The following is a 23,313-nucleotide window of genomic DNA, read 5'->3' as shown; positions in this document are numbered from 1 at the left end:
GGTCCGCGCGGGTGTCGCGCTCCCCGCCGAGCGGGTCGTGACGATTACCAGGTCGGGTGGCTCCGGCCGACGTTTCGGGTACATCGGCGACGGACACCGCTCGATTGTTGCGAATCGATTCCCTACGCGCGAGTACGTTGCGTGAGTCCGCGTGGCAGACCGCGCGAACACGTCGCCCGTGGGACGCCGAACCGGACCGCCGCCGCACCGAAAACAGGCCCGCAGCGGCGGGAATCCCGGCGAACGTGAACTCGTTGAGCGTCGGATCAATGCCAAAGATGAGGGATTGCTCACATTTCTTGCCGGGTGGTCGGTTGATCGCCGATGTGGTCGTCCCGGTCGCCACGTCTATCCTGACCACGACCCGTCCTCGAGATCTGGAGAGAATGCATGACACAGCTGGGAGTGGTCGGCGGCGGCACCATGGGCGCCGGGATCGCCGAGGTCGCGATCCGCGCCGGTGATGACGTCCTCGTCCTCGAACGCGACGACGCCGCGGCCGACGCCGCCCGTGCGCGCATCGACAAGTCGCTCGCACGTGGCGTGGCAAAGGGCAAGATCAGCGAAGACGACGCGCAGCAGGCCCTCGACCGGCTACGTCTCACCACGGCGGTCAAGGACTTCGGTGATCGCGAACTCGTCATCGAGGCTCTACCGGAGGTCGAATCGCTCAAGGTCGGGTTCTTCGCCGAACTCGACAAGGTGACCGCACCCGAGGCGATCCTGGCGACCAACACCTCGTCGATCCCGATCATCCGGGTCGCCAAGGACGTCGCCGATCCCTCGCGCGTGGTCGGTGTGCACTTCTTCAACCCGGTCCCCGTGATGCCACTGGTGGAGATCATCAGCAGCCTCGCGAGTTCATCGGAGGCCGTCGAGACCGTCACCGCCTACGCCCGCGACCACCTCGGCAAGAAGACCATCCAGGCCGGTGACCGCGGCGGTTTCGTCGTCAACGCGCTGCTCGTCCCCTACCTGGTGAGTGCCATCCGAATGTACGAGAGCGGTTATGCGTCCAAGGAGGACATCGACACCGGCATGATCAACGGTTGTGCCCACCCGATGGGGCCGTTGACCCTGACCGACACCATCGGCCTCGACGTGATCCTCGACGTCACCGAGTCGCTCTATCAGGAATTCCGCGAGCCGCACCTCGCGCCGCCGCCGCTGCTGCAGCGCATGGTGGAGGCCGGCTACCTCGGCAAGAAGAGCGGTAAGGGCTTCTACGACTACGCGAAGTAGACCCCCCTTCGTGACGCTCGCAAGCTCGCTCCTCAGGGGTCGGGCCGCTGGTCCCTGAGGAGGCCGGAGCTTGCGGAGGCCGTCACGAAGGGCAGTCGCCGCGACGATCATCCGCTCAGTGCGCGAGACCTTCGTCCTTGCTGCCATAGGCATCGCGCAGCTTCGGCTTGACCACCTTGCCGCCGGCGTTGCGTGGCAGTTCGTCGATGATGACGAGGTCCTTGGGCTGTTTGAAGCGGGCCAGGTTCTCGTTGAGAAACGGCTCGAGTTCGGCCAACGTCAGGTCGTCGACGCCTTCGGCGAGCACCACCACTGCGACCGGCACCTCTCCCCACTTCTCGTGGGCGCGCCCGATCACCGCGGCCTCGGTGATCTTGGGATGGGAGAACAACACGTTCTCCACCTCGGCGCAGTAGACGTTCTCACCGCCGGAGATGATCATGTCCTTCGCACGGTCGACGACGTAGAGGAAGCCCTCCTCGTCCTCGCGCACCAGGTCGCCGGAGTGGAACCAACCACCGCGGAACGCATCCGCGGTGCCCTGCGGATTCTGCCAGTACCCCTTCATCATGTTGGGTCCGCGGTAGACGATCTCACCGACCTCGCCGCGCTTGACGTCATTCATCATGGGATCGACGATGCGTGCGGTCACCGCCGGCACAACCTTGCCGACCGAACCGATCTTGCGCAGCGCGTCCTTGCCTTCGAGGATGCAGGTGATCGGCGACATCTCTGTCTGTCCGAAAGCGGTCATGTTCATCGCTTGTGGGAAGTTCTCGTTCATCGCGTTGAGGACCGTGTCCGACGCAGGCGCGGCGCCCCAACTGATGGTCCGCAGTTTGAGATCGCGCGGACGCGCCTGCTGCGCGGCACATACCGCCTGCCACTGGGCGGGCACCATGAACACCGAGGTCGTCCCCTCGCGTTCCAGCGTGTCCAGCATGTCGTCGGGATCGAAGGCGCCCAACGGGTGGATCACCGATCGGACACCGCGATAGAAGACCGGCGCGAACGCCGCGACTCCCGCGATGTGGAAGATGGGCGGCACCACGGATGCGACGTCATCCGCGCCGCTCTCCCCCGACGTGGCGATCACCGTCATCGCCTGCGCCTGGAGGTTCTGGTGAGTCAACATGGCGCCCTTGGGTTTACCGGTTGTGCCAGAGGTGTACATGATGAGGGCCACGGCATCCTCGGGTACATCGATCTCGGGCAGATCCGACGGGTCCTCGGTCAGCAGCGCCGCATAGTCGAGGTGGTCGGAGTCGGCCGGCCGATCGACCACGATGATGCCCTCGACGCCCCCGGCCGACGCGACGGCAGCGTCGATCAGCGGCGCCAGCATCGCCTCGGTCACCACCATCTTCGAACCGCTGTCGGTCAGCAAGAACGCGACCTCGGCCGGGCTCATCCGGATGTTCACCGGTACCGGGATCGCGCCGATCAGGTTGGCACCGAGAACAGCCTCGATGTACTCCGTGCGATTCAGCATCGCCATGAGCACGCGATCCCCGAATCGGACGCCGCGCCGGTGCAGGGCGGCCGCAAACGCGTGGGTTCGTTCCTCGAGTTGCCGCCACGTGGTCGCCCGGTCGAGGTACTTCACCGCGACCTGATCGGGCACCATGAACGAGTGTCGGCGGATCTGGTTGTTCCAATGGTTACGCCGTGAACGCATCGGCTCGGTGGTCAGTTCGCTGGTCTGTCCGCTGGCGGTGGCAGTCATCCTCGTCTGTTCCCCTGTCGTGAAAGTGTGGGGCCATCGGGCACCCCGGCATTGTGGCCTCGACCACACAGTAGGTCGGGCTGCCGGTGTTCCGAGGGCGAATCGGCGATTCGCCGGGCGCCCGAAGCCCCATGGTCGTCAGCCTTGGATCGACTTCACTTCCAAAAACTCCTCAAGCCCGAATTGTCCTGCCTCGCGGCCGATTCCGGACTGCTTGTACCCGCCGAAAGGCGCGTCGAGATTCATCCCGGCGTCGTTGACGGCGATCTGGCCGGCGCGGATCTTGCGCGCGACCTGCTGGGCGCGCTCCGTCGAGCCCGACCACACCCCACCGGCCAGTCCGTAGATCGTGTCGTTGGCGATCGCGACGGCCTCCTCCTCGGTGTCGTATGGCTCGATCGCCAATACCGGGCCGAAGATCTCCTCGCGGTGGATCGTCATCTCCGGTGTGACATCGGAGAACACCGTCGGCGACACGTAGGCACCCCCGCCCTCCGCGGGCTCGGTCTGGCCGCCGGTCACCACCCGGGCGCCCTCGTCGATGCCCTTGCGGATGTAGCCGAGCACGCGTTCCTGCTGGGTGCGCGAGGACAACGGGCCCAGGACGGTGGTCTCGTCCGTCGGGTCACCCACCGTGATCGATTCGGTGACCGCCTTGGCGATGCCCTCGACCTCGGCCAGCTTGGCGCGGGGCACCAGCAGGCGGGTCAACGCCGAACACGTCTGGCCGGAGTTGATCATCGCCGCCTGCACTGCGGCCGGCACTGCGGCGTTCAGGTCGGCATCGTCGAGTAGGATGTTGGGGCTCTTGCCGCCGAGCTCGAGGGAGACCCGCTTCACGGTCCCCGATGCCAGTTCGCTGACTCGCCGTCCGGCGCGGGTGGATCCGGTGAAGCTCACCAGGTCGACGTCGGGATGAGACGCGATCGCCTCCCCCACCTCGGGTCCGGTGCCGAACACGACGTTGAAGACACCGGCCGGAAGGCCAGCCGCCTCGACGATCTCGGCGAGAATGATCGCGTTGAGCGGAGTGTTCTCACTCGGTTTCACGACGACGGTGTTGCCCGCGGCCATGCCGTAGGCGGCTTTGAGGGCGATCTGATGCAGCGGGTAGTTCCACGGCGTGATCGCTCCGATGACGCCGTAGGGTTCGCGGACGATCGTCGAGCCCCGGTAGCTCTGTTCGAATTCGAACTCGGTGACGATCGTGGCCGATTGGGCAAAGCTGTTGATCGGCAACGGAACCTGAGCGGCCCGAGCGAACGAGAGGGGTGAGCCCATCTCGCTGGAGATCACTTCTGCCAGTTCATCGGCCCGCTCGGTGAGTCCTTGTGCGATGGCACCGAGGTAGCGGGCGCGCTCGGACACCGGCGTGGCCGCCCAGCTGTCGAATGCCGCACGCGCGGCGGCGACGGCGCGGTCGACGTCGTCGGCGGAGCCGGCCCCGACCTCAGCGATGATCTCGTCGGTCGCGGGGTTGGTCACCGGCAGCAACGAACTTCCCGTCGCGGGAACCCATTGTCCGTTGATGTAGTGGTCCTTGTGTGTCCGCATGTGGTTCTCCTCAGTAGTCCTGATCGGTGTAGACGACGACTCCGCGCAGGTTCTTGCCCTCGGCCATGTCGCGATAGCCCTGATTGATGTCCTCGAGCCGATACGTCGTGGTCACGAGCTCGTCGAGCTTGAGGTGTCCGGTCCGATACAGGTGCAACAGCTTGGGGATCTGCGTGCGCGGACCGACCCCGCCGAAGATGGCCCCCTGCACCCGCTTCTGCAGCAAGGTCAACTCGAACAGATTGAGATCGACCTGCCCGTCCTGGAAATCGCCCATGCCGGTGACCACGACCTGCCCGCCCTTGGCGGTCAGTCCCAGGGCCTGCTGGACGTGCTCACCGGAGATCACCCCGACGGTGATGATCACGACGTCGGCCATGTGCCCCCAGGTGAGGTCCGGCAACTCGGCGATCGCCTCGTCCACCGTGGAGTAGGTGTGTGTCGCACCGAACTCCATGGCCTTCTTCTGCTTGAACTCGACCGGATCGATGGCGATGACGTAGCGGGCACCGGCGAACGCTGCGCCCTGGACGGCGTTGATCCCGACGCCGCCCACGCCCATCACCACGACGACGTCGCCGGGACGGGTGTCACCGATCTCGGTCGCCGACCCCCAGCCGGTCGAGACGCCGCAGCCGAGCAGCGCAGCCTTGTCGAGCGGGATGTCCTGCTCGATCTTGACCACTGAGGCCTGGTGGACGGTGACATAGGGCGCGAAGGTGCCCAGCAGGCACATCTGTAGCACCGGCTGCCCGTTGCGGCTGACCCGGTAGCTCTTGTCCGAGATGGCCTGACCCGACAGCAGTCCCGCGCCTTCGTCGCACAGGTTCTGCCGACCGGTGGCACACGCCGGACACGTGCCACAGGCGGGGATGAACGCCAAAACGACGTGATCGCCCTCCTCCAGCCCGGTGACACCCGGCCCGACCTTGGTGATGACCCCCGCTCCTTCGTGGCCGCCTAGGACGGGCATGAACGGCACTGGGCTCGAGCCGCTCTGCAGATGTGCGTCAGAGTGGCAGAGGCCAGACGCTGCCAGTTTGACCTGTACCTCCCCCGCAACCGGCTCGCCCAGCTCGACGTCGTCGATCTTCCATTCGGCGCCGACATCCTCGAGGATCGCTGCCTTGGTCTTCATTTGTCTGCTCCTTAGAACTCGGTGGGAACTCGGGCAAAAGCTCCGGCGCACGCACAGGTGCGCAGGACAGACGCACCGGTGACCCGCTTCGCACCGAAACCCAGCGTGTGACACCTGTCACTTCGGTCGTGGATGAGCGTATGGTCGGACTCTCGGGTGACAACAGGCCATCCGCGGCCAGAACCACTGCAATTGCGGCCATCTTCGAGCTGGACACTTGTCCCACAAAGGTGCAGGTCACAACGGTGGGGTCGTTGCCGTGATCTGGATGAGGCGTGATACTGCTCACAGGGCAGGGTGTGCGTCTGAGGAGAGGATGACAGCGTGACGATGATCGTCGAAGCCGGCGGGGGGCTGGACGACTCCGATCCTGCGGACCCCGTGTTCGCCCGCATGCCGGATCCGTGGGACCACCCCCGCACGACGGCCGGCGTGGCCATCATCTGCGACTGGGCACAGCGGCACGGGAGTGCGATCGAGCGTCTACTCGACGGCAGTGGGCTGACCCGCGCATCGCTGGGTGACGCCACCGTCCTGATCGAGGCGCAGCAGGAGATCGTCGTCATCCGAAACCTGCTCGATGCCCTCGGGCACCGACCGGCAATCGGGGCGCAGATCGGTCGGGAGTATCACCTGACGTCCTACGGTTACTACGGCTACCTGCTCCAGGCATGTGAGATCGTCGCCGACATGGTGCGCTGCGGGCTGCGGTACTCGCCGCTGACGTTCGCTTTCGCCACCATGACCGGTGAGTTACTCGCCGGCGAGCGGTGGTCGCTCGCCGCGCACACCGACGGTGTGCCCGACGACATCGCCGCATTCGTGATCGAACGCGATCTGAGCGCCAGCGTGCAAATGCAACGTGAACTGTTCGCCGGGACCGGCGTCACGCCGCTGCAGGAAGTGCGGTTCGCCCATCGCGTCGAGGATGCTGCGGTGCGTCGGGCCTACACCGAGGTCTTCAACGCTCCGGTTCGATTCGGTTGTACGCGTGACGAATTGATTTTCGAGCGGTCCTACCTGGACCTTCCGTTGCCGATGGCCAACCCGCACACCGCTGCGGTGATCATCGAGCAGTGCGAGCGGATTCGAGCAGAAAGGCTGCATGCCAACGGGATCGCCGGACGCGTGCGTGCCTACCTGCTCGATAGGCCGTCGCTGGACTGCACTCTCGAAGAGTGCGCTGCCGACCTGCACTACTCCGCACGGACCCTGCGTCGCGGCCTGACGCGTGAGGGCACGTCGTACCGCGCCATCCATGACGATGTGCGTCGAAGCCTCGCCCATGACCTCATGCGGGACACGAATCTGCCGCGTACGCAGATCGCCGAACGTTTGGGATATCGCGATTGGTCGAGTTTCTCGCGTGCGATGCGCCGGTGGGCGGGCACGGCACACGCACAATGACGTCGACGTCGGTTCCCCGCAGGAGCACCCACGGGGAACCGACGTCGCGCAGGGCCGGCCTCAGACCAGTTCGAACCCATGGTACCCGGTCACTGCGATCCCGTCGAGGATCTGCTGGTAAGTGCCCACCCCACCGACGAACGGCAACGCGGCACGAGGTTTTCCGGGCACGTTGGCGCCCATGTACCACGACGGAGCCTGCTTGAGCAGCGTCATGTCGGCGGCGTCATTGGTCGTGTTGACCCAGTTGTCCTCGGCCGCCACGTCCGGCTCGATGCGTGTCAGGCCGTGTTCGCGCAGGTGGCTCAACGCGGCACTGATCCACTCCACGTGGGTCTCGATGGACGTCACCATGTTCGACAGCACCGACGGGCTCTGCGGTCCGGTCACGGTGAACAGGTTCGGGAAACCGGCCGACATCAGTCCGAGGTACGTCCGCGGTCCGTCGGACCACTTGTCGCGCAGCGTTTGTGCGCCGTGGCGGATGTCGATCGCCGCCAGCGCCCCGGTCATCGCGTCGAAACCGGTGGCCAGGATGATCACGTCGAACTCGTGGTCGGTCCCCCCGGCCCGGATCCCGTGTTCGGTGATGCGTTCGATCGGTTGTTCGTTGACGTCGACCAGCGTCACATTGGGTTGGTTGTAGACCTCGTAGTAGCCGGTGTCCACGCACATCCGTTTGGCCGCGATCGGGTACGACCGAGGAGTCAGCTTCTCGGCCACCGCCGGATCGTGCACCTTGTCCTTGATGCGGTTGCGCACATACTCGGCGGCCCGGGCATTCGCCTCCTCGTTCTGCAGGAGATCGCGGAAGGACTGCTGGAAGCACAGGCCACCATCGTCGTAGCGCATATGCAGTTCCGAACGGATGCGCCCATCGTCGAGGTCGTCGAAGAACGGCGGAAGTTCATCGCCACAAGGTATTCCGCCGACCGAGAGTCGGCTCTCCGCCCGGAAGTCGTCGTAGTGGGTCTTCAGTTCCGCCAGTTCTTCGGCGATGAGCCGGTTCTGCGCGGGGACGGCGTAGGTTGGGGTCCGTTGGAACACCGTCAGCGAACCAACCGTGGGTGCGATGGCCGTGATTGTCTGAATTCCCGACGATCCGGTGCCGATGACCGCGACCCGTTTGTCGGCGAAATCCACCTCGTCGGTGGGCCAGTCCCAGGTCCAGTACACGTCTCCGGCGAAGTCGTCGAGGCCGGGGAACTCGGGAAGCAGCGGTTTGGACAGACATCCGGTCGCGGCGACGACGTAGCGCGCGGTGATCGTCGCCCCGCTGTCGGTGGTTGCGGTCCACATGTCCTGCGGATCGTCGAAATCGAGTGATACGACCCGAGTGTCGAATGAGATGTCCGTGCGAAGGTTGAGCTTGTCCGCAACGTGTTCGAGGTAGGCGAGAATCTCGGGTTGCGCCGCATAGCGCTCGGTCCAGTTCCACTCCTGCTGCAATTCGGGATCGAAAGAGTAGGAGTAACCGATCGATTCGATGTCGCATCGCGCGCCGGGATATCGATTCCAGTACCAGGTGCCGCCCACCTGCGGCCCGGCCTCGACGACATGGGCATCGAATCCCAGTTCGCGGAGTTTGTGAAGTTGATACAGGCCGGAGAAACCGGCGCCGATGATCAGTACGTCCCGGTCAGGCATCGCTGGTGGCCTCTTCCTGTGGCGCGCTGGTGTGCGCGTGATTACTGATGAAGGTGGTGATGTGGTCGGCGACGAGCGCTATGCCGGTCTGATAGCCCGGCAAGATGTTCGCCATCTGGAAGTAGATGTGCATCTGTCCTTCTGCCTCGGCGAGGGTGACCGGTACACCGGCCTTCTCCAGCGCCCGGGCGTAGGCCACCCCCTCGTCATGCAGCGGGTCGTATTGGCAGACATAGACCAACGCGGGTGGCAGGCCCGACAGGTCGGCGGCGCGCAGTGGTGATGCGTCGGGGTGGGTTCGGGCCGCGACGTCGGGCAAATAGTGGTCCCAGAACCAGATCATCGTGTCCCGGCTGAGCATCAGTTGGTTCTCGGGGTCCACGTAGGACGGCGTGTCGACATCGCAGTCGGTGACCGGATACACCAGGGCCTGATAGTCGATCTGTGGGCCACGGCGGTCGCGCGCCCAGTGGGTCATCACCGCGGCGATGTTGCCGCCGGCGCTGTCGCCCGCGACGATCAGCGGCGCGCCGGTTGTGGCGAGTTCGGCGAGATGTTCGGCAGCCCAGCACAAGCCGAGGTAGCTGTCCTCGATCGCGGTCGGGAACCGATGCTCCGGCGCCTTCCGATAATTGACGAGGACGACCGTCGACCGCGTGCGGTTCGCCAGATCGCGCCCGACATGGTCGTACTGCAGATCGATGTCACCCAGCACCCAACCGCCGCCGTGGAAGTAGACGATCACCGCTTCGGGTTCTCCCTCGGGAATGAGTGCGCGCACCCGGAACAGGCCGCCGTCAGCACCCTTGAGCTTGACGTTGCGGACCGCACCGACCTCCGGTCCCCGACCACTCATGCCGGCGAAGATGGGTCCGGTCATCCTGGCCAGTGCCGGTGTCTGTTCGCTGATCGGTGGCTGGCGTTCCTCGGCGAGTTGCTGCAACAGCCCCTGTGATACCGGTTCGAGCGGCATTCTTGTCCCCTTCTGCCTCGGCGGGGGTCGGATGACTCCCGCAGCCGAACTGTGATGTCGATCACCATCAACATAGAGCGCCGTTGGGTGCCGACAACAGCACCATTCGGGCCAACACTCGGCAATTCGGGCCACTCGGCACACCCCGGTAGGGTCGGGTCATGGAACTGAACGGGGTTGGTATCTGGAGTTCACCGCTGCGTTATGGCGATTCCGCGGAGGCCGCCGAGGCGGCGGCCGAGCTCGACGAGCTCGGGTTCACCGCGCTGTGGGTGCCCGATGTCGGTGGGCCGCTGATGGATTCGGTGGAGAACCTACTTGGGGCGACCACCAAGGCGGTCATCGCCACCGGCATCCTGAACATGTGGATGCATGAGCCGGCAGACGTCGCAGCGGCGCACGCGCGCCTCACCGCAGAACACGGACCTCGGTTCCTGGTGGGACTGGGGATCAGCCACGCGCCGTTGATCGATGCCCAGGAGGCCGGTCGGTACCGGAAGCCGTTGGCCACCACCAAAGCCTTTCTCGACGGTCTTGACGCGGCGGCCGATCCGGTTCCGGTCGACAGTCGCGTCCTTGCCGCGTTGGGTCCCAAGATGCTCGCGTTGGCATCTGAACGCAGCCGCGGAGCGCACCCGTATCTGGTGGCACCTGAGCACACCGCGATTGCGCGTGCGGCCGTGGGCGAGGGACCGTTGGTCGCTCCCGAGCAGACGGCGATCCTGGCGTCGGACCGCGATGAGGCGCGCGCTATCGGCACCAAGTGGCTCACCGGCTACCTCGCAATGCCCAACTACGCCAACAACCTCCTGCGCCTGGGCTTTTCCGAAGACGATCTGCAGACGGTCAGCGACCGACTGTTCGACGCACTGATCGCCTGGGGTGACGAAGCGGTCGTGCTCGACCGGATCGAGGCACATCGTGCGGCGGGCGCCGATCATGTCTGCGTCCAGGTCCTCCAGGCCGACCATCGCGCGATGCCCCGCGAGCAGTGGCGGAGATTGGCTGCCGCCCTGAGGTAGCGGGCGTCGGATGGAGCATTGCACGGAATGTGCGTAGCGTGGAACGCGGACTGCACCCGAGGAATATACCCGTAGGGGTATGCATTGGAAGTGTCATGAGCACTCGTGAGATCACCATCGACAATCTGCAAGAGACCATCGGCCAGGACGGCATCGTCCTGCTGGACTTCTGGGCGGGATGGTGCGGACCGTGCCGCCAGTTCGCGCCAGTGTTCGAGAAGGCGTCCGAGACGAACGACGACATCGTGTTCGGCAAGGTCGACACCGAGGCAGAGCAGCAGCTCGCCGGCGGGTTCGGCATCCGATCGATTCCCACCCTGATGGCCTTCCGAGATGGTGTCCTGGTTTTCAACCAGCCGGGAGCACTGCCTGCTGCGCAGCTCGACGAATTGATCGGCGCGGTCCGCGACCTCGACATGGATCAGGTGCGCGCCGAGATCGCCGCCGCCGAGAAGGAACAAACCAACAGCTGAGCGCTGGGGCGGGCCAGCCCGACGACGTGTGAGGTGAACGTGCCGATTGTCGGCACGTTCACCTCACTTTCGACGTCGAGTCGAAACGCGACCGTGGTCTGTCGGGCGAATCCGTAGGGTGGAGTCGTGGACGACTCTCGACGGTGTCTGGTGACCGGAGCCACGGGCTACGTCGGTGGCCGCTTGGCGCCCCGCCTGCTGGCCCGCGGACATCGGGTGCGGGCGCTGGCCCGCACCCCGGCCAAGATCGCCGATGCGCCCTGGGCCGCCAACTCCCGTGCAGAGGTGGTGCGTGGCGACCTGTCCGACCGTGATTCCCTGCTCGAAGCTTTCGTCGACATCGACGTTGTCTATCACCTGGTGCATTCAATGAGCACCGACGCCGACTTCGCCGACGAGGAGCGGCGGTCCGCACAGAACGTGGTGGCCGCGGCGTCTGCCTGTGGGGTGTCGCGCATCGTGTATCTGGGCGGTCTGCATCCCGAGGGTGTGGAGTTGTCCGAGCATCTGGCATCACGCGCCGAGGTCGGCGAGATCCTGATCGATTCGGGGATCGAGACGGTCGCGCTGCAGGCGGGCACCCTGATCGGATCGGGGTCGGCATCCTTCGAGCTGATCCGGCACCTCACCGAGCGATTGCCGGTGATGACCACACCACGGTGGGTGCACAACAAGATCCAGCCGATCGCCGTCGGCGACGCGTTGCACTATCTGGTCGAGGCAGCCACCGCTGACGTGCCGACGTCACGGACGTGGGATCTCGGCGGACCGGATGTCCTGGAATACGGCGACATGATGCAGCGATACGCCGAGGTCGCCGGCCTGCCCCCACGACGGATGATCGTCCTGCCCTACCTCACCCCCACCATCGCGAGTCGCTGGGTGCGCCTGGTGACCCCGATCAGGGGCAAGATCGCCCGCCCACTGATCGAGTCACTGGAATGCGATGCGATCTGCCACGAACACGACATCGACGATGTGATCGCCCCGCCGACCGGCGGACTCATGACCTATCGCGCGGCGCTGGCCGCGACGCTGCAGCGGGTGGCCCGCGGCGACAACTCGGTGGAGTGGTCGAACGCGACCGCCGACACATGCGCTGCCGAACCTCTACCCACCGACCCGCCATGGGCCGGAGAGGTTTCGTTCGGCACCGTCGATCGACGCGTCGAGGACCGGTCAGCCCCCGATCTGTGGCGGCGCCTGCGATCGCGCACGGGCACGCGCTGGGAGGTCGTGGCGGCCACCGAGCCGACGCATCTGCGGATGGGGACCGAGCGCGGACAGCCCGGCCGCGCGTTCGTCGATCATGCGATCACCGACAGATCCGCCGACGGACACGTCGGCGCCGAACTCGTCACGACCTCGACGTTCTTTCCACGGGGACTCGGCGGTCTCCTCTACTGGCGGATCGGCGTAGCGTTACGAGCGCTCGGGGCTTCGCGCTGGGACCCGTTCCGATGACAGGTTGTGCTCTGCCAACAGGCGGGGGTGAACCGGTCGGTGCACACAACGCCCGCTCCGACGTGATACTGGTAACGCCGAGACAAAATCTCGCACCACTTGCATACGCGACCAAGAACTGGAGTTGAGAAGAGAACATGAGCGCGGAGAAGCCGACCATCATCTACACGCTGACCGACGAGGCGCCGATGCTCGCGACCTACGCCTTCTTGCCGGTGATACGCGCGTTCGCCGATGCCGCCGACATCAACATCGAGACCAGTGACATCTCGGTCGCCGCGCGCATCCTCGCCGAGTTCTCCGATCTGCTTCCCGAGGACCAGAAGGTGCCCGACAACCTCGGCGAGTTGGGCCGGCTGACCCAGCTTCCCGAGACCAACATCATCAAGCTGCCCAACATCAGTGCGTCGGTCCCCCAATTGCTGGCGGCCATCAAGGAGTTGCAGGAGAAGGGCTACGACCTGCCGGAGTTCCCGGGCAATCCCAAGACCGACGAAGAGAAGGCGATCCGCGACCGCTACACCAAGTGCCTGGGCAGCGCGGTCAACCCGGTTCTGCGTGAGGGCAACTCCGACCGGCGAGCCCCCAAGGCCGTCAAGGAATACGCCCGCAAGCACCCGCACAGCATGGGTGAGTGGTCGATGGCGTCGCGGACCCACGTCGCGCACATGACCGAGGGCGACTTCTATCACGGCGAGAAATCGATGACCGTCTCCGGCGACCGCGAGGTCAAGATGGAGCTCATCACCTCCGACGGCGAGACCCTCGTTCTCAAGCCGAAGGTGTCGCTGACCGACGGCGACGTCATCGACAGCATGTACATGTCCAAGAAGGCGCTCGTCGAATTCTACGAAGAGCAGATCGAGGACGCCTACAAGACCGGCGTGATGTTCTCGCTGCACGTCAAGGCCACGATGATGCGGGTGTCGCACCCGATCGTGTTCGGACACGCGGTCAAGGTGTTCTACAAGGATGCATTTGCCAAGCACGGCGAACTGTTCGACGAACTCGGCGTGAACGTCAACAACGGTCTGTCCGACCTCTACAGCAAGATCGAGTCGTTGCCGAGCGCGCAGCGCGAGGAGATCATCGACGACCTGCACAAGTGCCACGAACACCGGCCCGAACTGGCGATGGTCGATTCGGCCCGCGGCATTTCGAACTTCCACTCCCCCAGCGATGTCATCGTCGATGCGTCTATGCCGGCGATGATCCGTGCCGGCGGCAAGATGTATGGCGCCGACGGGCGGCTCAAGGACACCAAGGCCGTCAACCCGGAGTCGACCTTCTCGCGGATCTACCAGGAGATGATCAACTTCTGTAAGACCAACGGGCAGTTCGATCCGACCACCATGGGCACCGTGCCCAACGTCGGGCTGATGGCGCAGAAAGCCGAAGAGTACGGATCGCACGACAAGACGTTCGAGGTGCCGGCCGCGGGGGTAGCCAACATCACCGACCTGGCCACCGGCGAGGTGCTGCTGACCCAGAACGTCGAGGAGGGCGACATCTGGCGGTTGTGCATCGTCAAGGACGCCCCGATCCAGGATTGGGTGAAGCTGGCCGTCACGCGTTGCCGCGATTCCGGGATGCCGGTGCTGTTCTGGCTGGATCCGTACCGCCCGCACGAAAACGAGCTGATCAAGAAGGTGCACAAGTACCTGCCCGATCACGACACCGAGGGTCTCGACATCCAGATCATGTCGCAGGTCCGAGCGATGCGGTACACGCTGGAGCGGGTCATCCGCGGGATGGACACCATCGCTGCGACCGGCAACATCCTGCGTGACTACCTCACCGACCTGTTCCCCATCCTCGAACTCGGCACCAGCGCCAAGATGCTGTCCATCGTGCCGCTGATGGCCGGGGGTGGTCTGTACGAGACCGGTGCGGGTGGATCGGCACCCAAGCACGTCAAGCAGCTCATCGAAGAGAACCACTTGCGGTGGGACTCGCTCGGCGAATTCCTGGCGCTCGCGGTGAGCCTCGAGGAACTGGGCAAGAAGACCGACGACAAGCGTGCGGTGCTGCTGGCCAAGGCGCTCGACGCGGCGACCGGCAAGCTGTTGGAGAACGACAAGGGACCGTCGCGGGCCGCCGGTGAGCTCGACAACCGGGGCAGCCAGTTCTATCTGGCGATGTACTGGGCTCAGGAACTCGCCGAGCAGACCGAGGATCCCGACCTCGCCAAGCGTTTCACGTCGCTCGCGCAAGCCCTCGCCCAGAATGAGGACGCGATCGTCGGCGAACTGAACGGAGCGCAGGGAGATCACGTCGACCTCGGCGGCTATTACTACCCGGACCCGGAGATGACCGCCTCGGTGATGCGCCCGAGCAAGACGTTCAACGACGCGCTGGCCGCCGCGCGAGACTGAGCCGAACGGGAACCACAAGCAGAACTGACATCCGCGGCGGTTACGACCGCCGTGGATGTCAGTTCTCGATGTGGTTGGAGACCGGGCGGGCCGTTCGACGCTGAGCGTTCGGCCCAACGTCAGACGGGCAGCTGCCCGCCGCTCGAGCGCCGCAGGTCCGAGAATGCCCGGATCGTCGTCGACAGTGCGGTGGCCACCGGCCGGGTGTCTGCGCTCCCCTCCTGGCCGACCTCGGACTTCGACACCATGACCACGTTGTCGATGTACGGCTGGATAGTGCTGGTGTTCTGCACGGTCGCGACGATGATGAGCTGGAAGCCGAACTTGCGGAACGCCGAGAGCGCCTGTTGCGCGAACTGCGGATCGGACTTCGAGAACGCCTCGTCGAGCATGAGCTGCGCGAAGATCGGGCGGTTGTCGGTACCGTCCGGACTCGCCAGGTTGAAGCTGAGCGCGCCGGCCAGGCAGAACGCCATCAGCTTCTCCTGTTCGCCGCCGGAGTTGTCGCCCGCGTTGCTGTAGGTGCGGATGGTCTCGCCGGTCACCGCGTCGTGTTCCTCGCAGTAGAAGTCAAAGCGGTTGCGCACGTCGAGGGCGTCGCGGGTCCACTGACGATCCTCCGGCGTCACCCCGGCCAGCCGCTCGCGCAGCAGCAGGATGTCCGCATACTGCTCCAGGATCGCCTGTTCGTCGCCGAAACTCACCGCAGTGGTGCGCTGAGAGATCTGCCTGGCCCGCTCGCTGAGATCGGCCACCGCAGCCAGATGCTTGCGTCCCGGGTGCAATCGCAGCCGGGTCCCGCGGTTGAACGCCACCGCGCCCAGGCCGGTGTTGACACGCTCGATCTGTTCGACGATGCGACGCTCCTCGGCGTCGGCGGCCATGTGCAGGTTGAGAATTGCGCCCGGGGCCTGTTCGGTGATCAGGCGACGCATCCGTTCATAGGCGGCCGGCAGTTCACGCTCGTCGATCCGGCGGCTCACCGCGACGTAATCATGGATGCGTTCGTCGAAGTCGTCGCTGTCGTTCGGGACCGCGTCGGGGAACTCCTCGTCGTAGGTGTCGAGGATGCGGGCCAGTTCGTCGCGGGACCGTCGCGCGTCTGCGCGCATCCGATCGCGGTCCTTGGCCACCAGCTTCAGCAGGTCTTGCCGATACGGCTCCGGCGCCAGCACATCGAGGCTCGCCCCGGATTCTTCGCGGAAGCCGTCCAGCGTCTGCTCGGCCTGGGTGGAGATGTCCTCGATGTCGAGCCGGTCGACGAGGTCGAGCAGCTGGGTGCGCCGTCGATCATGTCCGGCGATCTTGTCGCGCACCAACGCCGCCTGCGAGATCGCCCCGCGTACCTGGTCCCAGATGTCATCGGCCTTGCGCTGCAAGGCTTCCACATCGGGGTGCTCGTCCATCAACAACTCGTACTGTTCGGTGAGCTGCTCCACCCGTTCATCGGCCGAGTCGGTGTCGATCTCACTCCACTGGGTGAACTGTTCGCACACCCGGCGGTAGGAGTCGCGCCGGTGTTGCTTCTCGGTACGTTCGCGGTCGAGCGCCGAACTGGCCTCCCGCGCAGCGTTGTACGCGCGTTGTTCGTCGTCGAACTCGGCCTGCAGCGCGGCGATCTTCGCGTCGACGTCCCCGACGAAGATGTGCTGGGACGGACGCAGCGACTGCCGGTCGTCCTTGACCGCGAGCTTGGCCGAATCCTTGCGCAGACCGCGGTCGGTGACGGCCTTGGCGTGCTCGGTGAATTCCGTCGGCGATTCGACACACACGTAGTTGCCGAGTCGGGTGAGGATGGCCATCGCCTCGGCCGCACACGGGTGGCCCGGGTCCACCGACCGCAACGTTGCACCGAGCGTGCCGGGTTCGGGCGCCGGTGCAGTGCGATTCTCCGCGTGGTGCAGCTGGATCCGACCACGCATGTCGTGGGTGTTGACGAAACGCAACGCGGCTCGGAAATGCTCCGCGGGAACCAGGAGTCGTAACCCGGCCGAGCGCAGCACCTTCTCGACCGCCAGACGCCAGCGTTCGTGCTCGGGTCGGAGTTCGACGAGTTCGGCGACATAACGGAGTTCGGCTTCGTCGACCTGCAGGGCCTGGGCGATCACCCGGCGCATCTCGTGCTCGGCCCGCGGAAGCGCCGAACCGGCCTGCGTCACCCGTTGCAGTTCGTCGTGGGCGGCGTCGCGCTGGGATCGAGCGGCGACTTCGCGTGCCAGGGCATCGGCGTAGTGAGCCTTGCCGGCGTCGAGCTGCCCGTCGATCCGGGTGGCCTCCTCCATCAGATGCTCGCGCAGCGTCCAGAACTCCTCGGCATCGTCGGGGAGGTCGAAATCGAGCGCCGAGACCTTGGTGTCATACGAACTGCGCCGCGCCGCGACGTCGTTGCCGGCGCGCTGCGCGGTGGTCAGTTGTTCCTGTAGCGGTGCGAGGTCACCGGTCGATGTGGCGATCCGCGACAGCAGATGACTGTGGTCCTGGCGGAGCTGATCGTGTTGCGCGGTCAACGCGGCCAGATCGGTGTCGAGGCGGGCTATCTGGTCGTCGAGATCGGAGATCTCGGGCTCCGCGGTCCGACGTCGCAGGTTGTTGAGATACGCGCGGATCGACGCAGTGTCGATCGTGTCGAGCACCGAAAACGTGGCCGATTCGGCGGCGTAACGTTCGTGCACGGTCTCGATGCTGCCGAGGATGGTGCGCTTGCGCCGCGCTACGTCGAGTAGCTCACGAGCTTCGACCAAGGGGTCGATCTGTTCGAGGGCGTCGGTGATACCCACGATGCTGCTCGGTTCGTCAAGCATGAATTCCCGCACGAATTGCGCGAGGCCGCCGACGCTCTTGAGTGATTTGGCCTTTCCCAACAATTGTTGCGCGGCATCCGAACCGCGGATACCGATCAGCGAGTAGAGCGAGGACAGGTACTTGCCCTCTCCCGGCCCGCCTCGCCAGCCGAGATCCCGGAAGATGGCGGAATTGTGGTTGGCCCGGGCCCACTCGTTGCACACGTCGACGATGTCGATGTCGCCGTCATGGATGAAGTAGGTGCTCGAGGCGTCGGTCATCTTGCCCGCCGCCAGCCATTTCAGGACCAGGCCGGTGATGGCCTCGCCCGAGGTCGAGGTGTACGTCACCGCGATCGCGGCCCATGCCGGTCCCGAGCCACGCAGGTACATGATCTCGCGCTGCCCGCCGGCGCCGCTGCGGCGTTCACCCCACGCACCGCGGATGTATTTGCCGACTGTCCGGCGGCCACTGGACGAGCCGGCCGCGGTCGCGTCGCCGGATGCGTTGAAGTTGCGTCGGTGATCGGGTAGGAACGCCAATGAAATAGCATCCAGCAGTGAGGATTTGCCGCTCCCCGACGATCCGGTGATGAGGGATCCGCCGGCGCTGAACGGAATCGAGTGATAGCCGTCGAACACCCCCCAGTTGATCAGCTGTAGTCGCGACAGGTGGTACTGGTCCACAGCTCCGTTCACCACTCGTCTCCTTCGTCGTCCCCGTCGTGAATGTCCTCGCCGTGAATGTCCTCGCCGTGAACGTCCCTCTCATCGCCGGTGTACGCACTCCGGATGGCCGCATCGGCCTGATCCGGCGATTCGCCGATGTCGTCGCCGAGGTCGCCGGCACCGATGAACTGTTCGAACTGCCGCTGCAGGTCGGTGATCACCGACGCGGTCATCACCGCCGAGATGACCGGGCTCACCGTGAAGGTGTCCGGGTCGTCGCGGTGCTTGCGCAGGAAGTCCATCTCCTCGAGCTTGTCGATCGCACGCCCGATCCGCTTGTCGAACAACGCCAGATCGCGATCGATGGTGTTGGTGACGCCGGCGAAGAGCTCGTGGATCTCCTCCCGGGTGATCAGTACATGTTCGTCGCGGGATGCCCGCACGTACTTGGCCAGGTGCAACGCGAGGATGGCGTCGTAGGTGTGGATGGTCTCACGTTTGAGGATTTTTCGTCCCCACCGCGAGTCGTAACCGGCCTGTTCCACGAAGGCCACCTCGACTTCGTCGACGACCCGTAGCCGCAGGTCGAGTTCGGAGAGCCGAACTCGCAGTGCGTCTTGGTATTCGATCACCCATGCCCACAGCTGGGGCTGACGGTCGCCGCTCACGTAGCGACGGGTCAGCAGGTTCTGCAGCGCCCAGCAGGCCCGGTCCGGTAGGGCGCTGACGTCGCCTTCGAAACGCGGGGCGCCGGGTGTGTCGTCCGGTCGACTTTTTTCGACGGCGGGCAATTCGTCGAATCCGGTGTAGTCCTCGGACCGCTGGTCGCCGCGGTCGTCCCGAATGTCGGTGCTGTTACTCACGATGCTGCGTCGACCTCCGCGGTGGGGATGGGTTCGGTGAACGACAATGCGGGAACCTCGATGGCCTGATCCTCGCCTTCCAATGATCGGAACCGGATGATGGTCGACTCGGGACCCGCTGTGCCGGGCTGACGCAGTGCCCAGGACCACAGCACGATCACATGTGCCAGATAGGGTTCGTCGAGCCGGGCGAGGACGTCGGACAGTGTCGCGGGGCCGTCGGCGAGGGCCGCGTTGACGGTCTCGGTCAGCTCGACGGTGTCGACCTGCCCGGCGAGCGACGCAAACGAACTCAGATCGGCGCCGGCGGTGGCCGGGGTGGCCTGCGCCGGTGGCGTCCGATCGCGGATCTCGAAAGCGAGCCGGCCGATCGAGGTGACCGATGGTGTCGCCAACGGCAGCTCGTACGCGATGCGGCGGTCGGCCAGTGATGACTTGAGCAACTCATGCGCCGATGCGAGCGCGTCGTTGAGTTGTCGGGCGACGCCACGGCTCTGCTCCAGCGTGCCGGCGGCGACGAAGCGACGGATACGGCGGGCGCACCGCTGCCGGGTCCGGCCGACCTCCCCCATCTGTTGGGTCACCAATTCGAAGAAGTTGTCCATCACCGATCGGAGCCCGGGTTCGATGTCGGGCAGCTGGTCGGTCACCGTGGAGATATCGGCGACGAGTCGTTCGCGCTGGGTCGGATCCTGGATCATCTGGGTGAACGCGTGATACGAGGTGCTCTGCGACGACTCGAGCAGGGCCTCGTAGTCGTCGAACAGCCGGCGTTGCCGATCGCGATAGGCCAGGTCGGAGTCGTGCGGGTCATCGAGGAGCTGGGTCGTGATGCGGTCGAGCATGGCGCCGTACTGTCCGATGTCGGAGACGATCTGCTCCATCTGGTAGGCGATCGCACGAGCCTCGTCCTCGGCGCTACGCAGATCGGGTCGGCGTCGGCGACCGGCATCGAGGTCGGCGAGCTCGGCGTCGAGTTCACTGATCTGGTGTTCGATTTCCTCGCGGATCTGGCCCGGATCGTCGGAGACCTGGCCCGCCACGCGTCGTAGTCCCGCCGCGATGCCGTTGATGGACCCACCCGTGGCGACACTGTCGGCTCGCCGCAGGCGTCGCATGTAGTCGAGGACCGAACGCGCTTCGGCGGTCAGGTGGCAGATGTTGTGTCCCGTCGCCGCTGCCGGCTCGGTGACCCGGTGCACCCATCCTTGTTTGGCCCACAGTTTGATCAGCTCGAGACCGTCGGGCTGATCACTGACCCCGAGTTCGGCGAGATCGCGTTCGAGGCGCACCGTGAGTTCGGGTTCCGTGCGCCGGGCGCCGAAGTCGAGGTGACGTTCCATCAGCGTCACATACAGCGCCGAGTTGGTCGCGGAGAACAGTCGCACCGCCGCCGATCGCTGAATCGAGCGGTTGGCGTCCCACGCCTGCGCCAACGTCGGCTGCTCTGAGTTGTCCATCGCCGCCTCACCGGGTCGCAGGGAAAGAGGGCCCGAGGTAGTGTGCCACGTCCGCGCTCGGCACTCGCACGGTGCAGGGGGCTGTATGGCCATCGGCCGAGGTTGTCAGTGTGGTGCCGATGACCATTCGGACCGTCACCAGCTGTCTCGCAGGATGGCGGGTGCCCAGTCGGGCCAGCGCGCGTCGCCGACCAGCGTGCCGCCGGTGAACTCGGCCACGATGGCCGGCGCAACGCCGCTCGCGTTGTCGTAGACCGTCGCCTCGTCGGTGCACCCGATGGCCTCAACGGCCAACGGCCACACCCGTCGGTGGCGCGCGCGGATCTTGTCCTCGGGAACCGCGTGGCCACCCGCATCGACCCGATGTCGCACGCGCAGGACCGAGATGGTCTCCGGCACCAGGAGAACGTGCAGGACGACGACGTATCCCGCCGCGTGGGCGCGGCCGATGAGATCGAGCTTCGCGGGATGGGAGAACACCGTCTCGGCGATGAATGACCGCCCGTCGGTGATCAACCGATCGCGAGTGGCCGCCGCGACCTCGGCCGCCTCATACGATCGCGCCGCGGAGTCGCCGGGCCAGCGCTGCCGCGCGATCAGATCGGCATTGACGAAGACACTGCGCGCCAACAGTGGCGCGAGCGTGAGTTCGACGAAGGTCGATTTACCGGCCCCGTTGGGGCCGATGACCAGGTCGAGACGTCTCACTCGTCGGCCACGTGGTGCACACTGCCGTCCGGACGGTATTCGACGATGCGGCCGGCGTCGTCGAGGGCCACCGTCGTGACACCGCGGGCCACCTGCGTGGCGCGATAGTCTGCGTTCGCGAGATCTTCAGCGACCCGCGCCCGGATCTCGGCGTTGAACACCCGACCCTCATCGACCGTGAGGTCATCGACCGGGTGCGCCCCGCGTAGTGCTGCGCGCACCCTACTCAGTGCAGCCGACTCGTAGGCGGTCACCGCGCGTCCGACCCGCGCCCAGTGTTCGAGCTGTTGTCTGCCGGTTCGTTGTTGTCGGCGGCCCTCGCTGATCGCGCTGTCGATCAACTCGGCGTCAAACCGGGTCACCTTGTCGGCGGAGCGAGGCATGTGTGTACTCCCGTGTATCTGCGCTGGGCCGTCGCGGCTTTGACCATCGTGAGCCGAGCCGTTCGTGAGCCGCCCTCGCGCGGTAGCAATATGAAACAAGTGTAGCCAATGGCTACCGCGAGCGTCTCGCGTCGGGAGTACCGCCGCTGCACACGCACACCGCTGCGGTACGTACAGATCTCACTACGATGAGCGTCATGGTGATGGCAGATCGTCGCGAGGTGCAGACGGCGGCAGGTCCGATCACGGCGCTGACGGTCGTGGGGCTCGCCGAGAGTCTGGTCAACGGTCTGGCGCGGGTACCGCTGCGACGACCCTGGCAGGGGCCCGGTGGGTTGTTGGACAACCTCGGGCAGTCGGTGACCCGGCAGGTCGTCCGGTCGTTCATGGGCTACTCGATGGGTTTGCCGATCGAAGAGTTCCGGTCCATGGAGAAGGTGCTCGACGACATCTGCCGAGTGGTGATGCCGCCGGTCGTCGCGGTGAGCAACGGCGTCGAGATCACCGCCGACACCATCGGCGGAGTGCCCGGCCTCTGGTGTCGCGCCAAGGCCAGCTCGGACGCCTATGTGGACGACCAGGAGGACAAGCAGACGATCGGCGCCACCATCCTGTACCTCCACGGTGGCGGCTACATCGGGACGTCGCCGATCATGTATACCGCGTTCGCCGCTGCGCTCGTAAGACACACCGGCTTCGAGGTATTCATCGCCGATTATCGGATGGCTCCGGAATTCCCCTTCCCGGCCGGCGTACATGACGCGGCCGACGTCTACCGTGGCCTGCTCGACCGCGGGGTTGCGCCGGAGCACCTCGTGGTGGCCGGCGATTCCGGCGGTGGCGGCCTGGCCACCTCGCTGATCTCTCACCTGCACGATCACTCGATGCCCATGCCGGCGGCGGCCGCGCTGTTCTCGCCGGAGGTCGATCTCGATCTGGACCGCCCGTCCATCACCGAGAACGCGCAGCTCGACATCCTGCCGTGGAATGTACCGGTCACCCCGTATCTGCATGGTGTGCAGCCCAACGACTCCCGCGTCTCGGTCATCTACGCCGATGTCGACGCGGAGTGGTTTCCGCCGACCTTCGTGTGCTGGGGAGCCGACGAGATGTTCCGCGACGGCATCCGGGAGTTCGTCGACGTCTTGGAGAAGGCGGGCGTGCGAGTTGCCGCGATGGAGGAATTCGGCATGTTCCACGTGTTCCCGATCCTGATGCCGTGGGCCGAACCGGCCAAACGAGTGTTCCGCGCACTGCACGAACTCGCCGCTGCACACGTCGCCCCCGACCCCGACGCCGAACAAACCCACTGAGGCGGTCTGGGGCGTCGGCGATACCCGACCACCGTCGCCGGTGGTTATCCCGCCGTTACCGAGGTCGCAACCGGGTTGCGGTGGACTCGAGCTGCGCGATCGCGTCCCGCGCACCG

At 65.6% G+C, this 23,313-nt stretch carries 17 protein-coding genes; 7 read left to right on the top strand and 10 right to left on the bottom strand.

Annotated elements, in window-relative coordinates:
* Positions 1-390 precede the first annotated feature (390 nt).
* Positions 391-1,242, top strand: a complete 852-nt coding sequence (locus tag OSB52_RS20370) for a 3-hydroxybutyryl-CoA dehydrogenase (protein ID WP_266063329.1) — start codon at positions 391-393, stop codon at positions 1,240-1,242.
* A gap of 115 nt (positions 1,243-1,357) precedes the next feature.
* Here the strand turns inward: OSB52_RS20370 and fadD5 are convergent, their stop codons facing one another.
* The 3 genes from fadD5 to OSB52_RS20355 form a co-directional block, all read right to left on the bottom strand.
* Positions 1,358-2,968: a fatty-acid--CoA ligase FadD5 gene (gene fadD5, locus OSB52_RS20365; protein WP_266063328.1), complete on the bottom strand. Its 1,611-nt coding sequence runs from the start codon at positions 2,966-2,968 to the stop codon at positions 1,358-1,360.
* A gap of 138 nt (positions 2,969-3,106) precedes the next feature.
* Complete coding sequence (locus OSB52_RS20360) at positions 3,107-4,522, bottom strand: aldehyde dehydrogenase family protein (protein ID WP_266063327.1); 1,416 nt, start codon at positions 4,520-4,522, stop codon at positions 3,107-3,109.
* A 10-nt stretch (positions 4,523-4,532) separates the two neighbouring features.
* Entirely contained in the window at positions 4,533-5,660 is a 1,128-nt protein-coding gene (locus OSB52_RS20355; protein ID WP_266063326.1) for an NDMA-dependent alcohol dehydrogenase, read from the bottom strand.
* Positions 5,661-5,990: 330 nt separating this feature from the next.
* Here OSB52_RS20355 and OSB52_RS20350 point away from each other — a divergent pair, with 330 nt between their 5' ends.
* Positions 5,991-7,067 (top strand): AraC family transcriptional regulator, encoded by a 1,077-nt coding sequence (locus tag OSB52_RS20350; RefSeq protein WP_235726023.1) that lies wholly within the window; start codon positions 5,991-5,993, stop codon positions 7,065-7,067.
* Between the two features lie 60 nt (positions 7,068-7,127).
* Here OSB52_RS20350 and OSB52_RS20345 read toward each other — a convergent pair whose 3' ends face one another.
* Both OSB52_RS20345 and OSB52_RS20340 read right to left on the bottom strand, forming a co-directional pair.
* On the bottom strand, positions 7,128-8,714 hold the full coding sequence (locus OSB52_RS20345; RefSeq protein ID WP_235725998.1) for a flavin-containing monooxygenase: 1,587 nt from the start codon (positions 8,712-8,714) through the stop codon (positions 7,128-7,130).
* The gene (locus tag OSB52_RS20340; protein WP_235725999.1) at positions 8,707-9,687 is read right to left on the bottom strand and encodes an alpha/beta hydrolase; all 981 of its coding nucleotides are present in this window, start codon (positions 9,685-9,687) and stop codon (positions 8,707-8,709) included. Before OSB52_RS20340 ends, OSB52_RS20345 begins: the two co-directional genes overlap by 8 nt.
* Before the next feature lie 161 nt (positions 9,688-9,848).
* Here OSB52_RS20340 and OSB52_RS20335 point away from each other — a divergent pair, with 161 nt between their 5' ends.
* The 4 genes from OSB52_RS20335 to OSB52_RS20320 all read left to right on the top strand — a co-directional run bounded on the left by OSB52_RS20335 (position 9,849) and on the right by OSB52_RS20320 (position 15,021).
* Entirely contained in the window at positions 9,849-10,709 is an 861-nt protein-coding gene (locus OSB52_RS20335; protein WP_266063325.1) for an LLM class F420-dependent oxidoreductase, read from the top strand.
* 95 nt (positions 10,710-10,804) lie between these two features.
* Complete coding sequence (gene trxA / locus OSB52_RS20330) at positions 10,805-11,182, top strand: thioredoxin (RefSeq protein ID WP_235726001.1); 378 nt, start codon at positions 10,805-10,807, stop codon at positions 11,180-11,182.
* Between the two features lie 126 nt (positions 11,183-11,308).
* Positions 11,309-12,646: an NAD(P)H-binding protein gene (locus tag OSB52_RS20325; protein WP_235726002.1), complete on the top strand. Its 1,338-nt coding sequence runs from the start codon at positions 11,309-11,311 to the stop codon at positions 12,644-12,646.
* A gap of 137 nt (positions 12,647-12,783) precedes the next feature.
* On the top strand, positions 12,784-15,021 hold the full coding sequence (locus OSB52_RS20320) for an NADP-dependent isocitrate dehydrogenase (RefSeq protein ID WP_235726003.1): 2,238 nt from the start codon (positions 12,784-12,786) through the stop codon (positions 15,019-15,021).
* 119 nt (positions 15,022-15,140) lie between these two features.
* On the opposite strand, the gene OSB52_RS20315 is transcribed toward OSB52_RS20320, so the two are convergent.
* From OSB52_RS20315 to OSB52_RS20295, 5 genes are all read right to left on the bottom strand, one after another.
* A complete protein-coding gene (locus OSB52_RS20315; protein ID WP_235726004.1) occupies positions 15,141-18,500 on the bottom strand; it encodes an ATP-binding protein in 3,360 nt (1,119 codons plus the stop codon).
* Positions 18,497-19,333, bottom strand: coding sequence for a DUF4194 domain-containing protein (locus OSB52_RS20310; protein ID WP_235726005.1), 837 nt, complete (start codon positions 19,331-19,333; stop codon positions 18,497-18,499). The genes OSB52_RS20315 and OSB52_RS20310 overlap by 4 nt, the downstream gene beginning before the upstream one ends.
* The gene (locus OSB52_RS20305; RefSeq protein WP_235726006.1) at positions 19,330-20,793 is read right to left on the bottom strand and encodes a DUF3375 domain-containing protein; all 1,464 of its coding nucleotides are present in this window, start codon (positions 20,791-20,793) and stop codon (positions 19,330-19,332) included. The genes OSB52_RS20310 and OSB52_RS20305 overlap by 4 nt, the downstream gene beginning before the upstream one ends.
* 135 nt (positions 20,794-20,928) lie before the next feature.
* A complete protein-coding gene (locus OSB52_RS20300; RefSeq protein WP_266063324.1) occupies positions 20,929-21,501 on the bottom strand; it encodes an ATPase in 573 nt (190 codons plus the stop codon).
* The gene (locus tag OSB52_RS20295; protein ID WP_266063323.1) at positions 21,498-21,884 is read right to left on the bottom strand and encodes a TA system antitoxin ParD family protein; all 387 of its coding nucleotides are present in this window, start codon (positions 21,882-21,884) and stop codon (positions 21,498-21,500) included. Before OSB52_RS20295 ends, OSB52_RS20300 begins: the two co-directional genes overlap by 4 nt.
* Positions 21,885-22,081: 197 nt before the next feature.
* On the opposite strand from OSB52_RS20295, the gene OSB52_RS20290 reads away from it, so the two are divergent.
* A complete protein-coding gene (locus OSB52_RS20290) occupies positions 22,082-23,197 on the top strand; it encodes an alpha/beta hydrolase (RefSeq protein WP_266063322.1) in 1,116 nt (371 codons plus the stop codon).
* The last annotated feature ends 116 nt before the right edge of the window (positions 23,198-23,313 follow it).

Origin of the sequence: Gordonia aquimaris, assembly GCF_026262595.1 — a bacterium.
GTDB classification, from domain to species: Bacteria; Actinomycetota; Actinomycetes; order Mycobacteriales; family Mycobacteriaceae; genus Gordonia; species Gordonia tangerina.
Note: the sequence above shows the minus strand (reverse complement) of the source record. Positions and strands in the feature narration are given on the sequence as shown.